The organism is Streptomyces sp. NPDC104381 (assembly GCF_055583745.1).
Genome location: NZ_JBVJNK010000003.1, coordinates 595,135 through 618,729, shown reverse-complemented (window position 1 = coordinate 618,729; position 23,595 = coordinate 595,135). Strand labels below are relative to the sequence as shown.

At 72.1% G+C, this 23,595-nt stretch carries 20 protein-coding genes; 6 read left to right on the top strand and 14 right to left on the bottom strand.

The genetic code is table 11. The features are described from left to right. Positions 1–15 precede the first annotated feature (15 nt). Positions 16–843: a phytanoyl-CoA dioxygenase family protein gene (locus ACZ607_RS12230; protein ID WP_469734412.1), complete on the bottom strand. Its 828-nt coding sequence runs from the start codon at positions 841–843 to the stop codon at positions 16–18. A gap of 219 nt (positions 844–1,062) precedes the next feature. Between ACZ607_RS12230 and ACZ607_RS12225 the strand changes: the two genes are divergently transcribed. Next, positions 1,063–2,082, top strand: a complete 1,020-nt coding sequence (locus ACZ607_RS12225) for a LacI family DNA-binding transcriptional regulator (RefSeq protein WP_469734410.1) — start codon at positions 1,063–1,065, stop codon at positions 2,080–2,082. Positions 2,083–2,185: 103 nt separating this feature from the next. Here the strand turns inward: ACZ607_RS12225 and ACZ607_RS12220 are convergent, their stop codons facing one another. Together ACZ607_RS12220 and ACZ607_RS12215 are read right to left on the bottom strand one after the other, a co-directional pair. Further along, on the bottom strand, positions 2,186–5,515 hold the full coding sequence (locus ACZ607_RS12220) for a LamG-like jellyroll fold domain-containing protein (protein WP_469734408.1): 3,330 nt from the start codon (positions 5,513–5,515) through the stop codon (positions 2,186–2,188). Between the two features lie 172 nt (positions 5,516–5,687). After that, positions 5,688–8,123 carry a GH92 family glycosyl hydrolase gene (locus ACZ607_RS12215; RefSeq protein WP_469734406.1) on the bottom strand — a complete coding sequence of 812 codons (2,436 nt, stop codon included), beginning with the start codon at positions 8,121–8,123 and terminating at the stop codon, positions 5,688–5,690. A 212-nt stretch (positions 8,124–8,335) separates the two neighbouring features. On the opposite strand from ACZ607_RS12215, the gene ACZ607_RS12210 reads away from it, so the two are divergent. Together ACZ607_RS12210 and ACZ607_RS12205 are read left to right on the top strand one after the other, a co-directional pair. Further along, positions 8,336–10,375, top strand: coding sequence for a prolyl oligopeptidase family serine peptidase (locus ACZ607_RS12210; RefSeq protein WP_469734403.1), 2,040 nt, complete (start codon positions 8,336–8,338; stop codon positions 10,373–10,375). Between the two features lie 16 nt (positions 10,376–10,391). After that, the gene (locus tag ACZ607_RS12205; RefSeq protein ID WP_469734401.1) at positions 10,392–11,123 is read left to right on the top strand and encodes a VOC family protein; all 732 of its coding nucleotides are present in this window, start codon (positions 10,392–10,394) and stop codon (positions 11,121–11,123) included. Between the two features lie 42 nt (positions 11,124–11,165). On the opposite strand, the gene ACZ607_RS12200 is transcribed toward ACZ607_RS12205, so the two are convergent. The 4 genes from ACZ607_RS12200 to ACZ607_RS12185 all read right to left on the bottom strand — a co-directional run bounded on the left by ACZ607_RS12200 (position 11,166) and on the right by ACZ607_RS12185 (position 14,720). After that, a complete protein-coding gene (locus tag ACZ607_RS12200) occupies positions 11,166–13,067 on the bottom strand; it encodes a rhamnogalacturonan lyase (RefSeq protein ID WP_469734398.1) in 1,902 nt (633 codons plus the stop codon). Positions 13,068–13,104: 37 nt separating this feature from the next. After that, a complete protein-coding gene (locus ACZ607_RS12195; RefSeq protein ID WP_469734396.1) occupies positions 13,105–13,443 on the bottom strand; it encodes a YkvA family protein in 339 nt (112 codons plus the stop codon). A 41-nt stretch (positions 13,444–13,484) separates the two neighbouring features. Then, positions 13,485–13,742 (bottom strand): WhiB family transcriptional regulator, encoded by a 258-nt coding sequence (locus ACZ607_RS12190; RefSeq protein ID WP_469734395.1) that lies wholly within the window; start codon positions 13,740–13,742, stop codon positions 13,485–13,487. 123 nt (positions 13,743–13,865) lie between these two features. After that, positions 13,866–14,720, bottom strand: a complete 855-nt coding sequence (locus ACZ607_RS12185) for a helix-turn-helix domain-containing protein (protein ID WP_469734394.1) — start codon at positions 14,718–14,720, stop codon at positions 13,866–13,868. Between the two features lie 246 nt (positions 14,721–14,966). Here ACZ607_RS12185 and ACZ607_RS12180 point away from each other — a divergent pair, with 246 nt between their 5' ends. After that, entirely contained in the window at positions 14,967–15,371 is a 405-nt protein-coding gene (locus tag ACZ607_RS12180; protein ID WP_469734921.1) for an ATP-binding protein, read from the top strand. Between the two features lie 104 nt (positions 15,372–15,475). Here ACZ607_RS12180 and ACZ607_RS12175 read toward each other — a convergent pair whose 3' ends face one another. Continuing rightward, a complete protein-coding gene (locus tag ACZ607_RS12175; RefSeq protein WP_469734392.1) occupies positions 15,476–15,973 on the bottom strand; it encodes a cupin domain-containing protein in 498 nt (165 codons plus the stop codon). 299 nt (positions 15,974–16,272) lie between these two features. On the opposite strand from ACZ607_RS12175, the gene ACZ607_RS12170 reads away from it, so the two are divergent. Beyond that, on the top strand, positions 16,273–17,652 hold the full coding sequence (locus tag ACZ607_RS12170) for a cytochrome P450 (RefSeq protein ID WP_469734390.1): 1,380 nt from the start codon (positions 16,273–16,275) through the stop codon (positions 17,650–17,652). 130 nt (positions 17,653–17,782) lie between these two features. Here ACZ607_RS12170 and ACZ607_RS12165 read toward each other — a convergent pair whose 3' ends face one another. The 6 genes from ACZ607_RS12165 to ACZ607_RS12140 form a co-directional block, all read right to left on the bottom strand. Beyond that, a complete protein-coding gene (locus ACZ607_RS12165) occupies positions 17,783–18,484 on the bottom strand; it encodes a ribonuclease H family protein (RefSeq protein WP_469734388.1) in 702 nt (233 codons plus the stop codon). A gap of 26 nt (positions 18,485–18,510) precedes the next feature. Next, entirely contained in the window at positions 18,511–19,302 is a 792-nt protein-coding gene (locus tag ACZ607_RS12160; protein ID WP_469734386.1) for an SDR family NAD(P)-dependent oxidoreductase, read from the bottom strand. A 180-nt stretch (positions 19,303–19,482) separates the two neighbouring features. Continuing rightward, positions 19,483–19,980 (bottom strand): peptidylprolyl isomerase, encoded by a 498-nt coding sequence (locus ACZ607_RS12155; protein ID WP_383897506.1) that lies wholly within the window; start codon positions 19,978–19,980, stop codon positions 19,483–19,485. A gap of 162 nt (positions 19,981–20,142) precedes the next feature. Then, positions 20,143–20,634 (bottom strand): lamin tail domain-containing protein, encoded by a 492-nt coding sequence (locus tag ACZ607_RS12150; RefSeq protein ID WP_469734384.1) that lies wholly within the window; start codon positions 20,632–20,634, stop codon positions 20,143–20,145. 341 nt (positions 20,635–20,975) lie between these two features. After that, positions 20,976–21,209 carry a hypothetical protein gene (locus ACZ607_RS12145; RefSeq protein ID WP_469734382.1) on the bottom strand — a complete coding sequence of 78 codons (234 nt, stop codon included), beginning with the start codon at positions 21,207–21,209 and terminating at the stop codon, positions 20,976–20,978. A 118-nt stretch (positions 21,210–21,327) separates the two neighbouring features. After that, positions 21,328–22,440: an ABC transporter substrate-binding protein gene (locus tag ACZ607_RS12140; protein WP_469734380.1), complete on the bottom strand. Its 1,113-nt coding sequence runs from the start codon at positions 22,438–22,440 to the stop codon at positions 21,328–21,330. Positions 22,441–22,598: 158 nt separating this feature from the next. Here ACZ607_RS12140 and ACZ607_RS12135 point away from each other — a divergent pair, with 158 nt between their 5' ends. Further along, positions 22,599–23,537, top strand: coding sequence for a LysR family transcriptional regulator (locus ACZ607_RS12135; protein WP_469734378.1), 939 nt, complete (start codon positions 22,599–22,601; stop codon positions 23,535–23,537). Positions 23,538–23,595: the final 58 nt, after the last annotated feature.

Below are 23,595 nucleotides of genomic sequence, written 5' to 3'. Positions count from 1 at the left end.
CGGAGGCTCCACGCGTCACGCGTCGCCCATGACCAGCCCCTCGATGGTGTGCTTCTGCACGATGGGGGTCAGCCGCTCCACCACCGGGCAGTGCAGATGGGCCCGCACCCGGCCGGGCAGCGACGACCAGTACGCGCGGGTCACCGCCATGTCGTGCTGTGCGTCGTTGCCCGCGCCGGGTGCGTCGACGCCCAGCACCAGGACCGGCCGGGCGTCGGGCGAGTGGTTCGCGGTCCCCCGGTGGATCGTCAGCGCGGAACGGGCCGAGATGTCCCCGCGCATCGGGTACTTGCGCTCGGCGAGGGCCTCGTAGCGCGGGTAGGTGTCGCGGGGCGGGAACATCCCGTGGCCGAAAGCGGGGTCGTCGTCCCACTGGGTGCCCGGCGCGATCTCGAACGGGCCCATGTCCTCGCGCGTGTCCACCGCCGTGAGGTTGAAGGCGAGAGAGGTCAGCCGGCGCCCGTGCCGGGTGGCGTCCGGCATGGGGAAGTCCCGGTGCCAGGGCTGGTTCACCGCGCCGGCGAGCGGGACGTCGAAGCCGAGCTCGACGATCCGGTAGTCGGGCCCCAGGACCGCCTCGGCGACCGCGCGCACCCATGGATGGTCGACGAGGTCCACGAACCCGCGCAGCTGCTCGGGGTGGATCTCCACGTAGTAGCGGTGGGGTCCCCGGCCGACCGCCCCGCCCTCCCGGCCGCGCGCCTCGGCGAAGGCCTCCTCGATGTCCTCGCGCATCGTGTCGGCCCACCGCGGGGTGAACGCGCCCCGGTGCGCGGTGATTCCGGCGGTGTACAGGTCCTGGACGGCCGGGTCGGGGTGCGGGGCGAGGTCGGTCTCGGGCATGGCGGCGGAACCCTTCGGCAGTGGGGAAGCTGGGGCGGCATGCGGACGCGGGCCGGTGTTCCTGCCCTGCCGGCCCGTCGGCCCCTCCATGTTGCAACGTTGCAATCAACGTGGCAAGAGGCGGTACGCGCCTGACTCGTCCGGGCCTGTTACGGTGCACGCGCAGAGGGCGCGGTCCGCCGACCGCCCCGCGGGCAGAGGGACGGGAGCGCACCGGCTGTGGCAGCGAGACTCAAGGACGTCGCCGCGCTCGCCGGTGTGTCGGTGAGGACCGTCTCCAACGTCGTGAGCAACGCCTCGGCCGTCGCACCGGACACCCGTGCCCGGGTCATGGCGGCGGTCGAGGAGCTGGGCTACCGCCCCAACCTCGCCGCGCGGAACCTGCGCCAGGGCCGCACGGGGCTCATCGGGGTGGTGGTGCCGGAGATCCACTCCCCCTACTTCGGCGCGCTGACGGGTCTCCTCATCGACGCGGCCCAGGAGCGCGGCTGGACCGTACTCCTGGAACGGACCGGCGGGCGCGCGGACCTGGAGCGGCGGCTGCTCGACGGGAGCGCGGGGCACCAGGTCGACGGGATGATCATCAGCCCGTGGTCGACCTCCCCTGCCGAACTCGCCTCACGCGCCGGGGGCCTGCCGCTGGTCGTCCTGGGCGAGCTGGAGCCGGACGGGGCCATCGACCACGTGGCCCTGGACAACGTGGGGGCCGCCCGGGACGCCGTCCGCCATCTGGTCTCCCGGGGCCGCCGGCGCGTCGCGGCGATCGGCCTGCAGTCGGGGCTCGGCCACGGTACGGCAGAACTGCGTGCCGAGGGCTTCCGGCAGGGGCTGCGGGAGGCCGGCCTGGCTCCGGTGGCCGAGGTGGAGGTGGCCGACCTGCACCGGGCGGAGGGGGCGCGGGCCCTGCGTGAACTGCTGCGGCTGCCCGGGCCTCCCGACGCGGTGTTCTGCTTCAGCGACGAACTCGCCCTCGGCGCCCTGCGCGTGACCGCCGAGCAGGGGGTGCGGGTGCCGGACGACCTGGCGCTGATGGGGTTCGACGACATCGAGGACGGCCGGTTCGCCGCCCCGTCCCTCACCACGATCGCCCCGGACCGTGAGCAGATCGCCGAGCGCGCGGTGCAGTGTCTCACCGAGCGGGTCTTCGGCCGTCTGGAGGCGCTGCCCGCCCGCCGCATCGTGGTGCCGCACCGTGTGCTGGCCCGCGAGAGCACCGGGGAGCCGGTCTCACCGGTGTGACGCCCGTACGGCCCCTCGTCGTCAGGCCCTCGGTGCGGACGCGCGGAGCTCCCGGCGGTGCGGCGCGTGCGCACACCGCCGGGAGCGGTTCAGCGGTCCAGGACTACGGCTGTTCGCCGTCGTGGAGCGCGGTCACCTCCTGGTCGGTGAGCGCCTTGTCGTACACCTTCACCTGGTCGACGGAGCCGTTCCAGAAGTCGGTGTTCCCGCCCGACCACTTGGCGCGGCCCACGGAGAGCGAGCCGGTGCTGACGTCGGCGGTGCCGGCCTCCGCGGTGGAGGCGAGCTTGCCGTCGACGTACAGCTTGATCTCGTCACCGCTGCGTACGCCGACGAGGTGGTAGAAGCGGCCCAGTTCGGGCTCGATCTCCAGCCGGGCCCGGTGGGCGCCCGGAGTGGAGAAGGCGAACGCGCCCTGCCCGTACTGGAGGTAGAACGGGTTCTCCTGGCGCCGGCCGTCCTGGCTGACGACGGTGGCGTAGTTGCCCGGAAGGGCGTCCAGGGAGGCCCAGGCGGAGACGGTGTAGTCGCCCGTGGTGTCGACGACCGGCCCGTCCGTCTCGGCGAACTGGCCCGCGCCGTCGAACTTCAGCGCGGAGCCCTGCACGCCGGGCGTCCAGGACGTCCCCGCGGAGAGGGTGAGGTCCTTGTGGTTCGGGCCGCTGTCGGCCGCCTTGGTGCCCTTGTTCTCGTCGAGGGACCAGGCACCGCCACCCTTGATCTCGTCCCGCTCGCCCGCCGCCGCGCCGGCGGCGATGACCTCACGGTTGATCTTCCGCACCTTGGCGGCGTCGACCTTGATCTCCCGGCGGTCGTACGTCCAGAGACCGTTGAGCTCGTTCTCCAGGTCGGTCACCTGGGTGTAGATCGAGCCGGAGAGCTCGGCGCGGGCCGCGTCCAGGTAGTACGTGCGGGTGTTGTCGACGTACTTGGCGGTCAGGGCGTCCTTGTCGGCGACACCGCTGTAGATCGCGGTGGGGGCACCGGGCCACATGCGGCCGGGGATGCGCAGGGTGAATCCGCCGTGCTCACCGTCCATCGCGGCCCGGTTCTCGTCCGGGTACGCCGGGTCGGTGTTGTTGTAGTCGTGGTGGTCGATGATGTCGCCCTTGCCGGAGTCGCCCTTGGAGTTGCAGCAGTTGACACCGCTGTGGGCGTTGACGACGCGCGAGGGGTCCGCGGCCTGGACCTTCTCGGTGATCTTCCCGGTCTCGGTGCGGTCCCACTCGCCCCAGCCCTCGTTGAAGACGATCCAGGCGCCGATGGACGGGTAGTTGTGGAGCTGCTCCATCATCTCGGCACCCTGGTCGAGGAAGGCCTTCTGGCCCTTCTCGCCGGTGATGTTGCCGGAGACGAAGTCCTGCCACACCAGGAGCCCCAGCTGGTCGGCGTGGTAGTACCAGCGCGCCGGCTCGACCTTGATGTGCTTGCGGACGGAGTTGAAGCCGAGGTCCTTCTGCGCCTTCAGGTCGAAGACCAGGGCGGAGTCGCTGGGCGCGGTGTTCAGGCCGTCCGGGTAGAAGCCCTGGTCCAGCTGGGCGAGGGAGAAGAACGGCTTCCCGTTGAGCACCAGCTTCTGGTAGCCGCCGACCTCGGCGACACCGAAGGAGCGCATGCCGAAGTAGCTGTCGACGGTGTCCTTGGAACGGCCGTCCTTGAGGGTGACCTCCAGGTCGTACAGGTACGGGTCGTCCGGGGTCCACAGGTGCTGCTTGGCGACCGGCAGGCTCAGCTGACTGTTGGCCGGGCCGGAGACGGTGCCGACGACCTTGCCCTTCTTGTCACGCGCGACGGCGGTGACCTTGGCCGACTTCGAGGCACCCTCGGAGTTGACCTTCACGGCGAGACGGCCCTTGTCGATGTCGGGCGTCGTCGTCAGGGAGTCGACGGCGGCCGGGGCGACGGGCTCCATCCAGACGGTCTGCCAGATGCCGGAGGAGGCGGTGTAGAAGATGCCGCTCGGGTTGGCGGACTGCTTGCCGGTGGGCTGGTCGGCTCCCGTGGTGTCGGTGACCGCGACCACGATCTCCTGGGTGCCGCTGCCCTTGAGCGCGTCGGTGATGTCGGCGCTGAAGGCGGTGTAGCCGCCGGTGTGCTCGGCGACCTGCTTGCCGTTGACCCAGACCCGCGCCTGGTAGTCGACGGCGCCGAAGTTGAGCGTCAGGCGGTCGTCGCTCTTCCGCTTGCCGACCGACCAGCTCTTGGGCACGGTGATCAGCTTGCGGTAGAACATGTGGTCCTCGTGGCGCTCCAGTCCGGAGAGCTGCGACTCGACGGGGTAGGGCACCGTGATGCGCTCGTCGAGCTTCTTGCCGAAGACCGGCTTCTCACCGGCGGTGGCTCCCGCGAACTCCCACTGGCCGTTGAGGTTCTTCCAGTCGTCGCGCACCTGCTGCGGGCGGGGGTACTCGGGCAGCGGGTTCCTGGGGTCGACCTTGTCGCCCCACGGCGTGGTCAGCCGGTGGGTGGAGAGGTTCTTCGCCCTGCGGCTGATCTCCGGGACGGTCTCGTCGCCGTTCTTCAGGCCGCCCTTGCCGTCGTAGACGACCTTGACCTGCTGGCCCTTCTGGACGGCCGCGCCCAGGGTGACGACGAGCGCCTTGCGGTTGTTCGACGCCTTGGCGACGGACTTCACCGGCATCGGCGTGGTGTCCGCCTCGACGGCGAGGTGGTCCTTCAGGTCCTTGTAGCCGCTGACCTCGTGGTCGAAGGTCGCCTGGACCTTCAGGCCGTTCTCCGCGACGCTCAGCCCGACCGGGTAGACCTCGAAGTCGGCGGGCGGGGTGAAGGCGGACTCGGGCACGATCTGCTTGGCGAGCTTCGCGCTCGACCAGCGCAGGAACATGTTCGCGCCGCCGGTGTCCTGGAACATCTCCAGCCGGAACGTGTGCTGTTCACCGGCCTTCAGAGCGACCGGAGCGCTGGTCTGCTCCTTGTCCCAGTCCGGCTCCCAGTGGTCGATGACGGCCTTGTCGTCGATGAACAGGCGGAAGCCGTTGTCACCGATGGCGGCGAAGGTGTAGTCGCCGGTCTCCGGGGCCTCGATCTGCCCCGTCCAGCGGGCGGTGGTGTGCTCGGTCCTTCCCGTGGCCGACTCGAAGGCACCGGTCAGCCCGGGGAAGTTGATGTCCGGGTCGAGCGCGGTCGCGCCGAGTTCGGCGAAGTCCCGGGCGCCCGGGGCGGACATGGCGAAGTACTCGCCCTTGAGCCCGTGGACCTCGGTGGAGGGGTCGTCCTTCACGAACGCCGAGGCGGTGGCGGTGTCCGGCGCGGGAGCCGCGGCGGCGGTGGCCGGGACCATGGTGGCCCCGACGGGAAGCAGCAGCGCCGCCGTACAGGCGAGGGATCTCAAAAGCGTGCGGGGGCGGGCTAGTTGTCGTATCAAGGCGTCGTCCTCGTCGAAGAAGCCGGAGTGCCCCGAACCGCGGAGCACTGCACATAGTCGAACATTGAGCCACAGCCTCAAACACCTGACAACGGTCGTGCACGCAGAATTTTCAACGATAGAAAATCGAGACCCCCGCCGCCTCCCACGCCGGACGGCCGGAACCCGGTGGGCGGCGTCGCGCCGCCCACCGGGCCGGGAACCAGGGCCGGTCGGTGTGCTACCGGGGAAGACCCGCAGGTCCCGTGGCCCAGGACGTGTTCGGCCGGTCGGCGAGCCGGTAGGCCAGGGACCCGCCCCGGGTGACCAGCCGGGCGTCCGTCCACGACCGGTCCGTCGTCCGCCCGCCGACCCTCACCGCGTCGATGTACGGATGTGTCGCATCGGCTTCCGGGGCGGTGATGCGGATGTCCCCGCCCTGCGGCCGGTCGAGCACCGCCGAGGGGAACAGCGGCGCTCCGAGCAGCATGGCCGCGCTGCCGGGCGTCTGCGGGTAGAGGCCGAGCGCGGAGAAGACGTACCAGGCCGACATCGTGCCCAGGTCGTCGTTGCCGGGCAGACCCCGCGGGCCGGTCCCGTAGACCGTGTTCACGATCTCCCGTACGGTCTCCTGGGTCTTCCAGGGCTTGCCCAGCGCGTTGTAGAGCCACGGGGCGTGGATGCCGGGCTCGTTGGTCGGGTCGTAGCGCAGCGCGTCGCCGCCCTTGACCGACCAGGAGCCGTCCGCCGTGTGGAAGAAGCCGTCCAGCCGCTGCGCCGCCACGTCCCGGCCGCCCATCGCCTCGGCCAGTCCCTGCACGTCCTGCGGGACCATCCAGGTGTACGTGGCGCTGGTTCCCTGCGCGAAGCCCCGGTCGCTGCCCGGGCTGAAGGGGGTCACCCAGGAGCCGTCGAGGTTGCGTGCCTGGATGTAACCGGTGGTCCCGGCGCCGTCGCCGGCCTCGGGGTTGAAGACGTTGCGCCACCAGAGGCCGCGCTCCTCGAAGGCCGCCGCCTCCTCGTCCCGTCCGAGCAGCCGGGCCCACCGGCCGAGCGCCGCGTCGGCGACCGCGTCCTCCAGGGTCTCGGCGGCGCCGCCCCAGCAGTGGCAGACGTCCTGGGCCGCGTAGTGGGACTCCAGGTACTGGGCGAGGTTGGGCCGCTGCCCGGTGCACTGGCCGGGGCATCCCGCGTCGGAGAGGCCGTCCGGATGGGGCACGGTGGCCTGCTCGGCCAGGGACTCGAAGGCGCCCTCGTAGTCGAAGTTGCGTACGCCCATGGCGTAGAAGGTGGCGAGGGTGGCGGCCGTGGGGTCGCCCGTCATCACGTGCGTCGCGCCGTTGACGTGCACCCAGCGGTCCCAGACGCCGCCGTTCTGCCGGGCGAAGTTGTAGAGCGACTGGGCGAAGTCGCCCGCGATCCTCGGCTTCAGGAGGGCCAGGAGCTGGATCTGGGCGCGGTACTGGTCCCAGCCGGAGAAGTTGCTGTACTGCGCCTTCTGACCGCGCGTGACGCGGTGCGGCTTCCCGTCCATGCCGGGGTAGCGGCCGTCCCTGTCGCTGATCAGGTTCGGCTGCATCAGCGAGTGGTAGAGCGCGGTGTAGAACGTGGTGCGCTGCGCCTCGCTGCCGCCGCCGACGCGCGCCGAGGACAACTCGCGGTCCCAGGCGGCGGATCCCGCCCGGGCCACGTCGTCGACGCTCGCCCTCGGCGCGATCTCCTGGCGGAGGTTGGCCTCGGCTCCGGCCCGGCTGACGTAGGAGATCCCGATCCGCATACGGACGTCGTCGTCGGCCGCGGTGTCGAAGCCGACCCAGCCGCCGGAGCCGCGCCCGGCGCGGTCCGCCCCGGTGGCGTACCCCTCGCCGCCGCTGCCGCTGGTGGCGCCCGGGGCGAGGGTGCCGTCCCGCCAGGTGCCGGTGGTGGAGAAGGCGCGGTCGAAGGAGGCGCTGAAGTAGAGCCGGTAGTAGCTCTTGCGGTTGTTGGTACCGCCGTTGGCGCGCCGGCCGCAGAAGGCCCCGGTGAGCACCGAGCCGGTCACCTTGCGGTGCGCGGTGTCGATCTCGATCTCGGCGTCCTCGCTGCCGTTGAGGGAGTTGGACACCCGGAAGAGCAGGTTGGCGGGCTTGTCCGCGGGGAAGCCGAAGTCGGCCACACCCGCGCGTTCGCTCACGGCCAGGTCCGCGGTGGCTCCGGAGTCCAGTCCGACGGTGTAGCGGCCGGGCACCGCGCGCTCGTCGTCGTGGGAGAAGCCCGACGCGTAGACGGCGTCCTTGGTGTCGGCGGATGGCGAGGACGTCACGTCGCCGACGAACGGCATGATCGGCACGTCACCCGCGGCCCCGGGGTTGCACCCGGCCCCGTTGACATGGGTGAGGCTGAGCCCGCGCATCCGGGTCACCCCGTACTCGTAACCGTTGGCCGCACCGGTGCTCGTCTGGTCGCCCGTGGTGCTGGTCGGCGACCACGCCATCATGCCGTACGGGCGGACGGCGCCGGGGTAGGTGTTGCCGCCGTTCGCCGTGCCGATCATCGGGTCCACGTACGCGGTGGGGCGGGTGACCGGCGCCTCGGCCTGGGCGGCGGGCGGGGTGACGGCTCCGGCGAGCACTCCGGCGAGGACGATCGCGGCGGCCCGTGCGGCGTGACGCCGGGCCGGGGACGGTCTGGAGGGCATGTTCTCGGATACCTCCGACTGAGAGGGGGACAACGTTGTCAACACCGTCCGGACAGCGGCGTCGGCCACGTTGATCGATTCGCGGCCGAGCGTAGGTGCCCGGAGCGTGCGAGGGAATGCCGCGGACGGATCCGACCGGTGAACGAGTGGTGAACGCGGGTCCCTGCCCTTCGTCCGACGCGCGGTCCTGCCGGGCGGCGGGGACCGGCACAATGCGGGGTGTGACTGATGACGACCCGTACCTGTGGCTGGAAGACCTCGAGAGCGAGGCCGCTCTCGCCTGGGTGGCCGAGCGGAACGCCGAGACGAGGGCCGCGCTGGCCGACGGGGCGGGGTTCGCCTCCCTGAAGCAGAGCCTGCGGGAGGTGCTGGACGCCTCGGACCGCATCCCCTACACGGTCCGGCGGGGCGCGTACCTCTACAACTTCTGGCAGGACGCCGGACACGTACGCGGCGTGTGGCGGCGTACGACGCTGGAGCAGTACCGCAAGGACTCCCCCGAGTGGGAGGTCCTCCTCGACGTCGACGCGCTCGCCACCGCGGAGGACGAGAAGTGGGTGTGGGCCGGCGCGCGGGTGCGCCACCCGGATCACGACCGGGCGCTGGTGCACCTGTCCCGCGACGGCGGTGACGCCACGGTGGTGCGCGAGTTCGACCTCGCCGGCCGGGCCTTCGTCCAGGACGGGTTCCAGGTGGAGGAGGCGAAGACCCAGGTCGGGTGGATCGACGCGGACACGGTCTTCCTGGGCACGGACTTCGGGCCCGGGTCGATGACCGGCGCCGGCTATCCGCGCACGGTACGCCGGTGGCGGCGCGGCACCCCGGCGGGCGAGGCCGAGCCGGTCTTCGAGGCGGAGACCACGGACGTGTCGGCCTGGGGAGGCCACGACACCACGCCCGGCTTCGAACGCAGCTTCGTCGGCCGGTCCATGGACTTCTACCGCGACGAGACCTACCTCCTGGCCCCCGACGGCACACGCATCAGGATCGACGTCCCCGACGACGCCTCCGCCTACGCCCACCGCCGCCACCTGATCGTCACCCTGAGGTCCGAGTGGCTCGGGCAGCCGGCGGGCTCCCTGCTGGCGTTCGGCTTCGACGCGTTCCTGGCGGGTGACCGCACCCCCGAGGTGCTGTTCACCCCCGACGGGCGGACGGCGCTGGCCGGGCACGCGTGGACCCGCCACCATCTGATCCTGGAGACGATGCACGACGTCAGCACCCGGATCGAGGTCCTCACCCCGGGCCCCGACGGTGGCCCCTGGGCCCGCAGGCCGCTCGCGGACGTCCCGGCACTGTCCGACGGCAGTGTCGTGGACACGGACCCGGACGTCTCCGACGAGTACTTCCTGAACGTGTCCGGCTTCCTCCAGCCCTCCACCCTGTACCACGGGCACATCGGCGGCGCGGACACCACGGACGTCCTCAAGCAGGCCCCGCACCGCTTCGACGCCGCCGGCCTGACGGTGCGGCAGTTCTTCGCGGCCTCCCTGGACGGCACCCGGGTCCCGTACTTCGTGATCGGTCCCGACCACTCCCGCACCGGCCCGGGACCCACCCTGCTCCACGGCTACGGCGGCTTCGAGGTCTCGCTCACCCCCTTCTACGACGCGGTGGCCGGCCGCGCGTGGCTGGAGCGCGGCGGCACCCATGTCATCGCCAACATCCGGGGCGGCGGCGAGTACGGACCGCAGTGGCACCAGGCCGCGCTCCGCGCCGGCCGGCCGCGTGCGTACGAGGACTTCGCGGCTGTCGCCGCCGACCTCGTCACACGGGGTGTCACCACCCCGGCGATGCTGGGCGCCGAGGGGGGCAGCAACGGCGGTCTCCTCATGGGCGCCATGCTCACCCGCGACCCGCAGCTGTTCGGGGCGGTCGTCGCCCATGTGCCGCTGCTGGACATGCTGCGTTTCCACCGGCTCCTCGCCGGGGCGTCCTGGACCGCCGAGTACGGGGACCCGGACGACGCCGCCGATCTGCCGCACCTGCGGGAGCTCTCCCCGTACCACCGGCTCACGGCGGACCGGGTCTATCCCCCGGTACTGCTGACGACCTCCACCCGCGACGACCGCGTCCACCCCGGGCACGCCCGCAAAGCGGCCGCACGGCTGCGGGAGCTCGGCCACCGCGTCCTGTTCCACGAGAACACCGGCGGCGGCCACTCGGGCGCCGGCGACAACGAACAGGCCGCCCACAACGAGGCCCTGATGTACACCTTCCTGTGGCAGCACCTCACCCCGCCGAACCCCTGAGACCCCGGAGGCCGCGATGATCCGCTGGACGTACGCATTCCTCGACCGGCCCGCGGCGACCGCCGCCCGCGCGACGGCCTTCTGGGCCTCGGGCACCGATACCCGCGCCTCCGAACCCTGGGGCGACGAAGGCGAGTTCACCTCACTGCTCGCCGAGGGAGCCGACACCTGCCTGGTGACGCAGGCCGTCGGCGGGCCGGGCGGTGCGCACCCGGACCTCGCGGTGGAGGACATGACCGCCTTCACCGGGCGGGCGACCGGGCTCGGCGCCACCGTCCGGGCCCGCCGGCCGGAGCTGACGGTCCTGCGCTCGCCGGCCGGCCAGCCGTTCTGTCTGGTGCCCTGGCGCGGGCAGCGGTCCGTCCCGCCGGTGGTCACCGGCCCCGGCGGGGTGCGCAGCCGGGCGGACCAGATCAGTCTGGACGTGGCACCCGACGCCTTCGACGCCGAGGTCGCCTTCTGGGCGGAGCTGACCGGCTGGGACGCGTCCCCCGGTGAGCACGCGGAGTTCCACGTACTGCGCCCGGCCCTCGGTCTGCCGGTCCATCTGATCGTCCAGCGTCTGGACGCGCCGCGTCCCGCCTCCGCCCATCTGGACGTGGCCTGCCCGGATCTGGAGGCCGGCCGGACGTGGCACGAGGCCCATGGCGCCGAGTTCGTCGGCCGGGGCGATGCCTGGCTGGTGATGCGGGATCCCTCGGGCGGCGTCTACTGCCTCACCCGGCGCGACCCGGAGACCGGCGAGTAGGGTCGCCGGTCTCCGGTTCGCCGTGGTGTCGCGACGTCCGCGCTACGGCGTGGTGATGCTCGGCCGCGGCGCGGTGGGCGCCCCGTCACCGATGGCGAAGCTGGGGTGCGGCGGCTGGTTGTACGCGGTGTTCTGCCAGGCCAGCGCGGTGCGGTACATGGTGTCGTGGAGCAGTGTGGTGATCCTGGTACCGGTCTCGTACGGCGTGGAGTAGATCCGCAGGGCCGTGTTGTTGGTGGTCGGCCAGACGACTTCCTCGCGCCAGTCCCCGAAGAGGTCGCCGGAGAGCGCCGGGGTGGCCTTGGTGCCGTTGTTGGAGTGGACCGAGGCCCCGGTCAGCAGGCGGGTGTCGCCCGAGGTGCCGTACTTGTCGATATGGGTGTCGTCCAGGAGCTCGCGGGTCGTGTCGCCGTCCCACCAGGACAGGAAGTTGGTGCTCGACGGCTTACGGCTGCTGACCACGCCGCCGCTCGGGCTCCGCACACCGGAGACGGCGGAGGACCAGGACTCGGCGCCGGGGCTGCCGGACCAGATGTCGCCGGACACACCGCGGCCGTTGTCGCCGCTCGCGGGGGTGGACCAGAGGATCTGGCCCGTTCTGGCGTCCGCCATCCAGGAGGACGGCTTCGAACTGTCCTCGTCGACCTTGAACTCCTCCAGTCCCGCCCGGGAGGGGTCGAGGTCGCCGACGTGCAGGGCGTCGCCGTGGCCGTTCTTCGTCGTCCAGAGCGCGCTGCCGTTGTCGTCCACAGCCATGGCGCCGTAGATGATCTCGTCCTTGCCGTCCCCGTCGGCGTCGGCGACGGACAGCTGGTGGTTGCCCTGGCCGTCGTATCCCTTGCCGGAGTTGGTCGAGCTGTTCGTGTCGAAGGTCCAGCGGCGGGTGAAGGCGCCGCCCCGCCAGTCCCAGGCGGCGATGACGCTGCGCGTGTAGTAGCCGCGCGCCATGATCAGGGAGGGCCTGGCGCCGTCGAGATAGGCCGTCCCGGCGAGGAAGCGGTCGACCCGGTTGCCGTACGAGTCGCCCCACGAGGAGACCGTGCCGCGCGCGGGGACGTAGTCGACGGTGCCCATCGCCGCACCGGTCCGTCCGTTGAACATCGTCAGGAACTCGGGTCCCGACAGGATGTATCCGGAGGAGTTGCGGTAGTCGGCCGAAGAGCTGCCGATGACCTTCCCGGCACCGTCCACGCTGCCGTCGGCTGTCTTCATGGCAACTTCGGCCTGGCCGTCACCGTCGTAGTCGTACACCTGGAACTGGGTGTAGTGGGCACCGGAGCGGATGTTGCGTCCGAGGTCGATCCGCCAGAGGCGGGTGCCGTCCAGGCGGATCCCGTCGACGATCGTGTTGCCCGTGTAGCCGGACTGGGAGTTGTCCTTGGCGTTGGTGGGCTGCCACTTCAGTACGAAGTCGAGGGCGCCGTCCCCGTCCAGGTCGCCGACGGAGGCGTCGTTGGCCTCGTAGGTGTAGGCGACCCCGTCGGGTGTCGTGCCGCCTGCGGGCGGGCTGATGGGGAGGTCCTTGTATCCGGCGCGGAACTGGATCGCGTGCACCGAGTCGCTCTGCTCCACGCCGCCGACGACCGCCCGCACCGTGTAGTCGGCGGTGGCGGGCGCGCCGGAGTGGAAGTAGTTCGTCGACGCGGTGACCGGCGAGGCGTTGACCTTGGTGCCCGCCCGGTAGACGTTGAAGGCGACGTTGTCGGGGTCGGTACCCAGCCAGCGCCAGCTGACGAGGTTCCCGCTGTCGGTGTGGACGCTCACGACGCCGCGGTCGAGCGCCTCGGCCTGCCGGGCGGTGGCGGCCTGGGAGGCGGGGCCGAGTGCGACGAGACCGCCGGCGGCGAGCAGCCCGGCCGCCAGGGCACCCACCAGCGCGCGGGTACGGGTGGTGCGGCGTCTGCGGCGGGGGCGGGAGAGGGGGCGGGGAAGGAGAGGCTCCACGGGAGGCACCTTCGGGCAGGGGACGGCTTACGCCCCCTCAGTTGCTCCCGGACGCCGAAAGGTTGCCGTCGGACTTCGTCCGTGTCGCGGCGGGCCGCTCCCGCCCCACACCGGCCTTGTGCGCCGCCGCGTGCAGTGAGCGCAGGGCCAGCAGCAGGAAGCCGATGTCGTCTAGGTAGACGGGGTCCGGCAGGAGGTCGACGGGCGACACGGTGTAGATCACCGACGCCCAGAAGAGCGCCTTGTCGCGCACCGGGATGCCCGCGTCGACCAGGAGCTTCCTGGCCCGGATCACGCGTACGAGCAGGACGGCCGCGGCACCCGCCATGAGCAGGAGCACGAGCGCGCCGATGAGGAGCCAGACCGAGGTGTCCATGGCTCATCCTCTCCCGGCGGGGCGGCCGGAGCCCGCAGGTGTCACCCGTGGCTCCTTGCCTGCTGCCGGGCGCGACGGCGCTTGAGGGCTCGGCGCTCGTTCTCGTCGAGGCCTCCCCACACGCCCGCGTCCTGCCCGTTCTCCAGGGCCCATTCCAGGCACTGTTCCCGCACGGGGCAGGTCCCGCAGACGGCCTTGGCCTCCTCGGCCTGTACGAGGGCGGGGCCGCTGCTGCCGATGGGGAAGAACAGGTCGGGGTCCTCTTCGCGGCACGCCGCGTGCATGCGCCAGTTGTCCATGTCTCTCACTCCTTCTCGCCGGGAACGGCCTGTCGGTCTCTGCTGGGTTGCGCCTGATGTCCGTGTACCGCACTGTGCGCGTGACCGTCATCCGGCGTTCGAAACCACAACAGGCCGTGGGCTTCACGGGTTTCCCGCGCTCCGCCCGTCCTCCGGCAGCGGCGAACCCGGATGGGGGGCGGCCGCGCACGCGCCGTCCAGGCGGATGCGGTAGTCCATGACGGTGGCCGGTTCGTCGATGATGTCGACCCGGGCGCCCGCGGTCTCCAGGACGGCCCGGTCACCGATCTCCGGGGCCGGTACGCGCAGCAGGTGCAGCGACGGGACACCGGTCATGGGGTGCGGCGGGAAGTCCAGCGGCACCACCTGCACCGTGAGGTGCCGCCGGTGCACGGCCTCCTCCAGCGCCGCCCGCTGCCCGGCCATCACGGCGGGGCCGCCGACGTCCGTACGGAGCGCGGCGGCCGGGAACAGGGCCCAGAGGGCCGCGCCGCGCGCCTCCAGCCGGCGCTGCCGCTCCCCCAGCAGTTCGAGGTGCCGGTCACGCAGGCGCGGCGGGTCGGCGGTCAGGGCCCGGCGCAGGGCCTCCTCGTAGGCGGGGGTGCGCAGCAGTTCGGGGACCAGGGCGGGGTGCCAGGTCCGTACGAGCGCGGCGGAGGACTCGATGCCGATGACCTCCTGCTGCCAGGGTTCCATCGCGTCCCGCCAGGCGTGCCACCAGCCCGGCAGGTTCGCGGCGGCGATTCCCGCCATGATCGGCTCGGCGACCTCGGCGGAGACCTCGTAGCGCTCCAGGAGGACGCGGACCTGGTACGGGTCGAGCCCGGTCTCGGCGCGTTCGATGCGCCGGACGGTGGCGGGGTGGGCACCCAGTGCCACGGCCGCCGCCTGGAGGCTCACGCCGGCGCGTTCCCGCAGTATCCGCAGGCGCGCCGCCAGGACACGGTGCTCGACGGTGGGGCCGGACCGGGGCCTCATCCATGTCCTTTCCTCGCATGCGCCGATGTGGTGCCGATCGGGGCGGTTCCGCAGCCGATTCGGAACCATCCTGACATTCTGCCTCTTGCAAAGTATGCACTTTGCACGGAGAGTACGTACATGTCGGAAATAGTCACGTGCGTGCGTTCGGCACCGGAGGGATCGGGCGGGCGTAGCGCACAGAGCTGGTGGATGCCCCGCCTGCCCCGGGCCGTGCCCGTGGCACGGCACCGCGTGCAGAAGGCCATGCGGGGGTGGGGAGAACCCGACGAGCGCGTCGAGGCGGCGGCCCTGGTCATGACCGAGCTGGTCACGAACGCGGTGGAGCACACCGCGGGCCGGCGGATCAGGTGCCGTCTGCTGAGGACCAGCGGCCGGGTGCGCATCTGCGTCTGGAACCGCGGCCGCCGGCACATCCCGGCGCTGCCCGGCCCACGGACCCCGCAGCCGTCGGACGGGCCCGTGGAGGGCCTGCACGGGGCGGAGGGCCCCGGCCCGGTCACCTGCGGTGAGCCGGACGGCACGGACGACGGCTTCAGCCTGGCCTCGGTGGCCGAGGACGGCCGGGGGCTGATGCTCGTGGACGCGCTGGCGACCCGGTGGGGCACCCGGACCAGCGTGTCCGGCCGGCTGGTCTGGGCCGACATCTGACGCCGCGGGATCCGCCGGGGGCGCCACCCGAACCCACGCGGAGGCGGCCCCTCCCGTCTCGCGGCGGCCCGCGTCCGCCGTACGGCCGGAGGCCGCCCTGCGGTTCAGCCGGCGGCGAGCGCGGCCTTCCACGCGGGGCTGTCGACGTAGTGGTTGTCGAAGCGCTCCGAGGACTCCTTGATCTCCGCGAAGTCGGCTTCGCCGCGCGTCACCCGGCCCAGGAGGCGCAGGTAGTCGAAGCGCGCCATCCCCGGAGTGAAGGTGAACAGCACGTCCGCCGTGCACCCCGGGGCCGCGGCGAAGGCATGCGGAGTGCGCGGCGGGACGAGCAGGAAGTCACCCGCGGTCAGCACGGTGATCGCCTCCCCCACGAGGACGCGCAGAGATCCGTCCACGACGTGGAACATCTCCGCGGCTCGGGTGTGGAAGTGCGCCGGCGCCCCCACCGCTCCCTCGGCGAAGGTCGAGCGGTAGCTGGTCAGCAGCCCGCCCGTCGCCTCGGAGTCCGCCAGCAGCGTCATCACACTGCTGGGGTCGCTCGTCGTCTCCGCCTCGGCGGCCCGAGTCACCACTGGCGCAAAGTCGGTACCGATACTGCTCATCGAATGCACTCCCCCTGGGTGGCGGGCGTCTTCGCCGCCCGCGTGAACACCATTCTCAGCGGCGGGTCGACCGGACGCACGGGGCAATCCATGCCCGGAACCCTGGGCCAATTCCCCTGAGGGCGTCGGTCAGTGGTGATCCGTCGTCGGGCCGAACCGCCGGCCGGGGGCTTCCCCGCCTGGCAGGCGACAAACACGCACCGGAGTGGCGTATACCACTCCTCGGGCCGGATTGCCCGGGGGAACGATCAGGGCAGCCATGAAGCGCCCAAGATCGGCTCGAAAAGGAGCATGCCCCCGTGACGCTCGTAGCGCCTCCCCCCATACCCAGAGCGGCAGGTTCCGTGCCGCTGCTGGGTCACGCGATGCAGCTCATACGCGACAACCTCGGCTTCATCGCCTCACTGCGTACCCACTACGGCCCGCTGGTCGAGATCACTCTTCAGCCAGGCACCCGCACTCTGATCGTCCAGGACCCCGACCTCATCCGCACCATGCTGACCGACCTCGGCCCCAGCCTCGACAAGGGCCGCTTCTTCGAGAAGATGGGCCAGCTGCTGGGTGACTCCGTCGTCACCGCGGCGGGCCAGAAACACGTCCGGAAACGACGCCAGCTCCAACCGGCCTTCGGCCGCCCGAAGATCGCCCACTACGTCGACATCATGCGCGCCGAGACCGACAGCGCCGTGGACACCTGGACCCCTGGCCGGCAGCTCGACGTACACAGAGCCATGATCCGGCTGTCCCTCGACATGCTGGCCAAGACCATCTTCGCCGACAGCCTGGACGACGCGACCTTCCGCCGGCTCCGTGACGACCTCTCCGTGGTCATGAACGGCGTCGGCGCACGCGTCATGCTGCCCGACTGGGTGGAACGGCTCCCCCTGCCCCACAACCGCCGCTTCAACGCGGCCCGGGACGCCGTGCGGGCCACCATCGAGAAGGCCGTGACCGAGCTCCAGGAGACGGGGCGGGACACCGGCGACATGCTCTCCCTGCTGCTGCGCGCCACGGACGAGGAGACCGGCCGGCCGCTCACGGGCCACCAGATCAGCTCGGAGATCCTCACCCTCGCCGTCGCGGGCACCGAGACCACCGCGTCGGTACTGTCCTGGACGCTCTACGAGCTCGCCCGCAATCCCGGCGTCGAACGCGCGGTGCTGGCCGAGCTCGACACCGTTCTCGGCGACCGCCCCATCGCGTTCGCGGACCTTCCGCGCCTGCCCTACCTCGACCGGGTCATCAGGGAGGCCCTGCGCCTTCACCACACCGGCTGGCTCGTCACCCGCCGCACCGTGACCCGGACCCGGCTGGGCCCCTGGTCGATCCCCGCGGGCACGGAACTCGCCTACTGCCAGCACGCCCTGCACCGGGATCCCGCGTTCTTCCCCGATCCCCTCACCTTCGACCCGGACCGGTGGCTGGACGACGCACAGGCCGAAGCATTCACCCCCGGCGCCTTCCTCCCCTTCGGAGCGGGCAAGCACAAATGCATCGGAGACCGGTTCGCCCTCACCGAGCTGGTCACCGCCGTCTCGACCATCATCAGGCGCGTACGCTTCGCTCTCCCGCCCCACCACCAGGAGGTGCGGCCCGTGGCCCAGGCGACCGTGCGGCCCGGCACCCTGCTGATGACCGCGCACCGGCGGACCGAGGCCGCAGGGCGGCAGGAGCCGTGAGGCCGGCAAGCGAGCGGTACCCGATCCGCCGGTAGGGGCGGCCACCGGGGGCGGCGGACAGCAGGACCTCCGCCGCCCCCGCCACCGGCGCGGCCCGGCTCACCCGCCGCCGCGCCCGGGTACCCGCTGCTCAGGCCGGCGCCACCCGGCACTCCGGGTGACCCCAGCCGTTCGGGTTCTTGGCGATCGTGTCCTTGGCCGCGTACGGCTTCCCGCAGTGGCAGCGGCCCGCGAACTTCGCCCGGATCGTGCCGCCGCCGGAGCGCGCCCGCCCCGTGGAGCCGGCCGTCGGTCCGCCCTTGGCGGCCCCCGCCGCCCTGCTCTTCGTCGAGCGGGCCGGGGCCGGCACCGGCAGGTCCGCCGTTCCGTACGCGGTCCCCGCGGCCTGCTGCGAGACCGCCACCTCACTCGCGGCCTGGTCGGCCAGGGCGTTCAGCGGATCGCCGTCCACCTGGTGCGCCGGCACATAGCGGAAGGTCACCGTCCGGCCGCTCAGCAGGTCGTCGATCCCGACCACCAGCTCCCGGTTGGCGACCGGCTTGCCCGCCGAGGTCTTCCAGCCGTTGCGCTTCCAGCCCGGCAGCCACTTGGTCACCGCGTTCATCGCGTACTGCGAGTCCATGCGCACCTCGACGGGCACGGCGGGGTCGGTCGACCTCAGCAGCTCCAGCAGGGCGGTCAGCTCGGCGACGTTGTTGGTGGCGGTACCCAGCGGGCCCGCCTCCCACCGCCGGGGGTTCTCCTGGTCATCGGCCACGACCCACGCCCAGGCGGCAGGTCCCGGATTGCCCTTCGATGCCCCGTCACACGCGGCGATGATGCGCTGTTCCATGCCCCTGATCATGCCAGCCCGGAAGGTCAGGGCACGATCGAGTCGATGTAGCCGCCGTCCACCCGCACGGCGGCGCCCGTGGTGGCGGACGCCTGCGGGGAGCTGAGGTAGACCACGAGGTTGGCGATCTCCTCGGGTTCGATCAGGCGCTGGATCAGGGACTGCGGTCGGTGCAGCCGCATGAACTCGCGCTGGGCCTCGTCCCACGGGAGGTCGCCCACCAGCTCGCGGACGAAGTCCTCGACACCGCCGGTGTGCGTGGGCCCGGCGATCACGGAGTTCACGGTCACCCCGGTGCCCGCGGCCTCCTTGGCGAAGCCGCGGGAGACGGAGAGCAGGGCGGTCTTCGACATGCCGTAGTGGATCATCTCGGCCGGGATGACGATCGCGGAGTCGCTCGCGATGTTCTGCACCCGGCCCCAGCCGCGCTCGGTCATGCCGGGCAGATAGCGGCGGATCAGCCGCACCGCGCTGAGGACGTTGGTGTCGAAGTAGGTGCGCCACTCCTCGTCGGTGATCTCCAGCGGCGGCCGGGAGCCGAAGATGCCGAGGTTGTTGACGAGGATGTCCGCGTCGGGCACGGCCTCGCCGAGCTCGGCCGCCCCCTGCTCCGTGGTGAGGTCGCAGGCGACCGTGAGGACGTCGGCGTCCGGGTGGCTGCCGCGCAGCTCGCCCGCCGCGCCGTCGAGCCGCTCCTGGCCCCGCCCGGTCAGTACGACACGTGCTCCGGCGCCGGCCAGCCCGGTGGCGACGGCGAGCCCGATGCCCTGCGAGGAGCCGGTCACGACAGCGGTCCTGCCGGCGAGATCGATACGCACCTTGCTGGTCCTTCCGTCCCGTGCCCGCGGTGTGCGGGGTCTCCACCCTGGCACTCCCCGGCCCGGAACGCCCACCGGTCCGTACGGGGAACCCGTCACCGGGCTCCCGGCCGGATCGGGCCACGGCAACGGCTCGGGGCTCCCGGCCGGGCGAACCGGCCGGGAGCCCCGTGCGGTGGATCAGAGAACGCCGGACTCGGAGACGGCGATCTTCGACTTCGTCCTGCCGGTCGAGGAACCGTACGACTCGATCTTGCGGACGAGCTCCATGCTCGCCTCGTCGGCGACCTCGCCGAAGACGACGTGCTTGCCGTCCAGCCACGGGGTGACGACGGTGGTGATGAAGAACTGCGAACCGTTGGTGTTCGGGCCCGCGTTGGCCATCGAGAGCAGGCCGGGCTTGTTGTGCTTCAGCGTGAAGTTCTCGTCGGCGAACTTCTCGCCGTAGATGCTCTTGCCGCCGGTGCCGTTGCCGTTGGTGAAGTCACCGCCCTGGAGCATGAAGTCCGGGATGACGCGGTGGAACGGCGAGCCCGCGTAGCCGAAGCCCTTCTCACCGGTGGCCAGCGCACGGAAGTTCTCCGCGGTCTTGGGGGCCACGTCGTCGAAGAGGTTGAACACGATCCGCCCGGCGGGCTGGTCGTCGATGGTGATGTCGAAATACGCCTTGATGGTCATGAACCCCATCCTGACATCACCCGTCGGCTCCCGATGCACAGGCCCCGCCCCACGGCGGGTGCGCGCCGCACGCGTACGGCGTACCACGGGGGCCGCCCGTGGTACGCCGTTTCAGTCGGTCACCCGGTCAGGGAGAACGCCGCTCCCCCCTGCCGGTGCGGTTCAGCGGTGGCCGCGGTGGCCGCCGCCACGGTGGTGCCGGCCCCAGGACTCCGAGTCGACCTTGTGCCCGCGGTTGTCGCGGAGCGTGGCGGTGTCCTTGTTGTCCCAGACGTAGTTGCGCCGGTCCTGGTACACGTCGTGGCGGGTGTCACGGCCGACCCCGGTGTGGACGCGGACGGAGGAGCGGCCGGCCAGCCGCAGGTCGAAGGTGTACGAACGGCCGCTCTCGTCGGAGAGCGTCCAGCCGCGGAGGTTGACGGCGTGACGGCCGGTGTTGGTGACGGTGACCCACTCGGCGTTCAGGCTGCGGTTGGAGCCGTTGTCGCGGCCGGGGCTGTCGTACTGGATCTTGCCCAGGACGACGTTGGAGCGCTGCGCCGGCCGGTGCTGGCCGTGGTCCCGGCCATCGGCCGATGCCGGGAGGGCCGCTGCGGCGAGCAGGGCGCCCGAGGCGAGAACCGTGGCGGTGATCCGTCGTGCGGAACGGGACATGGAAACCCCTCATCATGCAGGCCCGGAATGGAGTTCCGGGCGTTTTCCGATCCCGGCGACGTGCCGGGAACGCAAACTTTGTCCCGCTTTCGAGGTGGCCGAAAGGTGCCCTGGTTCGTGTGACGAAGTACGGACATTTCTGTCACACACGACTGCATCCGGCATGGATCCACGCGGTCGTATACCTGTCAACCGTTGATCGTTGCACCGACCCTTTCGGGGGACCGTTCGCCTGGTCATGGCGCCCCGTTCACCCCGCCCGCGCTCCCCCGGGCACCCCCGTCCCGGCCGGTCGGATCCGTGTAACAGAAGCGACAGCGCTTACCTGGACAATCGTTCCATTACCGACGGGAAAGAAGCTCGCGCGTTCGAGCCTTCAGCATCCATCGCGAGGGGGCGAGACGGGCACGCTGCCCGCCGCTGGTGACCAACGCGTTCACCGGCGCCATCGGATCCAGCGCCATCGTCCTGGCCAGCAGGACGCCGACGGCCAGCGGGAGCAGGGTCACGGCCAGCGCGGTGCCGGCGGTGGTCAGGTTCTGGATACGGGGGCGCGTGGGCGCGGCGGGGACCATGGCTCCATTCGACCGGTGCCGGCCCCCGCCGGGATCGGGCCGCGTACTCAGACGGCCCGATCCCCGTACTCACTCCCCCTCGCGCCCGGACCGGGAACGTACCTACGGGGGCGTCCTCTCAGCCGGTGTGCAGGACCCGGAAGCGGCCGGGATCCGCCGGATCCCGGTCGACGACCTGGACCGGCGGCCAGGCCCACTGCCGGACGCCGGTGCCGGGAACGCGGGAGAAGCGGATGCGCCCGCGGGTGCCCTCGACAGCGACGTCCGGCCAGGACCGGGCGACGGCCGCCCGGTCCGCTCCGTGGGAGCGGAGCGCATCGGCGAGGACGGCGACCGTGTCGTATCCCTCGAAGGCGACGAAGGAGGGTGCTTCGGCCAGCCGTTCGCGGAGGTCGGCCCCGACCCGCGCGCCGAGCGGGCCGAGGCGTTCGGGCAGGTAGCGCAGGAACGGGATCGCGGCGCCGTCCTCGCCCAGCGACGCGGCCCACCCGGGGAACTCCGGCTGCCCGGCCGGAGCGCCGATCATGATTCCGGCCAGGCGCCGGTCCCGGCGGACCGCCCCCACGATCGACACCGCCGGCTCGGGACAGCCGGTCAGGAGAAGGAGAGCGCTCGCGCCGGTGCCGGCGAGCTCGTCGCACAGCTCCGTGAAGTCCGTTCCGCTCACGCCGAGTTCGACGACGGTGCCGCCGCGAGGAGCGAGGTGGTCGCGCAGGACGCGGGCCCCCGACGCCCAGTAGACGCTCGGCTGGGCGGCCACGGCGATCCGGCTGTGGCCCGCGCCGAGCAGGAAGTCGGCGTAGATCCGCCAGCCGTGGGACTGCGTCGGCGCGAGGCGCGCCACCCATTCCGTGGGCCGTTCGGTGAGCGCGTCGAGAACCGCCGACGAGCAGAGGTACGGCACTCCGAGGGCGTCGGCCCGGGCGGCGACGGCGCGGGCGACGACGCTGTGGTACTCCCCCGCCAGGGCGGTCACCCCCAGGCCGGCCAGCTCGTCCACCGCGGCCACGGCCCGGCGGGGATCGGCCGCGGTGTCCCGGACGACGAGTTCGAGCGGCCGGCCGGCGATGCCGCCGGCCGCGTTGACCTCCGCCACGGCCAGCCGGCATCCGGCGAGCAGGTGGCGGCCCGCCTCGGCCCAGCCCGGCCGGGTCAAGGGGGCGAGAAAGCCGATCAGCACGGACGGACCGTCGGCCCGCCCGTCTCCGGACGGTGGTGGTGGCGTGTTCATACGGCGGCGTCTCCCCTGTGACGACTCGGTCGCGGCCGGCCGGACCGCGCGGCGTGGGCGCCAGTCTGGCCGAGCCGTACGCGCAGGGCGCCGCCGGGGGTCCACAACCGGCGCCCGGGGGGCCACAACCGTCGGTTGTGCGCGCCTAGGGTGAACCGGTGGACACCGAAGCACTGCGATCGTTCGTCCGGGCCGCCGAGCTCGGACGGCTCAGCCGTACGGCCGACGAGCTGGGGGTGACGCAGCAGGCGGTCTCCAAGCGGATCGCCGCCCTGGAGCGAGAGCTGGGGGTCAGCCTGTTCACCCGTACCGCCCGGGGAGTCGAGCTGACGCTCGACGGCCAGGCGTTCCTTCCGCACGCGCGCGGCGTCGTCGCCGGGGTCGAGCGCGCCGTCGGCGCGGTCGGGCGGGGCTCCCGGTCCCTGCGGATCGACGTGCTCGGCCTGCGCAGCGCGCAGGCCGTCGTCCTCCACGCGTACTGGCGGTCGCGCCCCGGAACCGGCCTGGACGTGGTGACCCTGCGGGTCGACGACCCGCGTGTGGCGGCCGCCGCCGTGGCGGCGGGCGACGTCGACGCCTCGTTCCGTACGGTCACCACCCAGGACGCGCTGCCGCAGGACGTACGGATGATCCACGCGTTCGACTCCCCGCTGGAGCTCCTGGTGGGCCCGGGACATCCGCTGGCCTCCGCGCGGAGCCTCACACCGGAGCGGCTGCGCGGGCACCGGATCTGGGTGCCGGGCATCGCGCCCCGCAGTGAATGGTCGGAGTTCTACGATCAGCTCACCACCTCGTTCGACCTGCGCGTCGACGCGGCCGGCCCGCACTTCGGGGACGAGGTGCTCCTGGACACCCTCGCGGCCTCGGCGGATGTGGCCACCCTCGTCGGGGCGCGTGACCGTTACCTCTGGCCGGCCGGTCACGACCTGCGCCGCATCCCGGTCGTGGATCCGGTCCTCGCGTACCCGCTCTCCCTCCTCGTCCCGGGTACGAACCCCCATCCGGCGCTGCGTGGGGTCATCGACCACCTCGGAAGCCTGCCCGCGCTCCCCGGAGCGGTCTGGCGCCCGTCCTGGGCGACGGCTCGACGCCCCTGAAGCGACACCGCCGGCCGCTGACCACGGCGGGCGGGCCCTGTCCGGTCACCCCGTACAC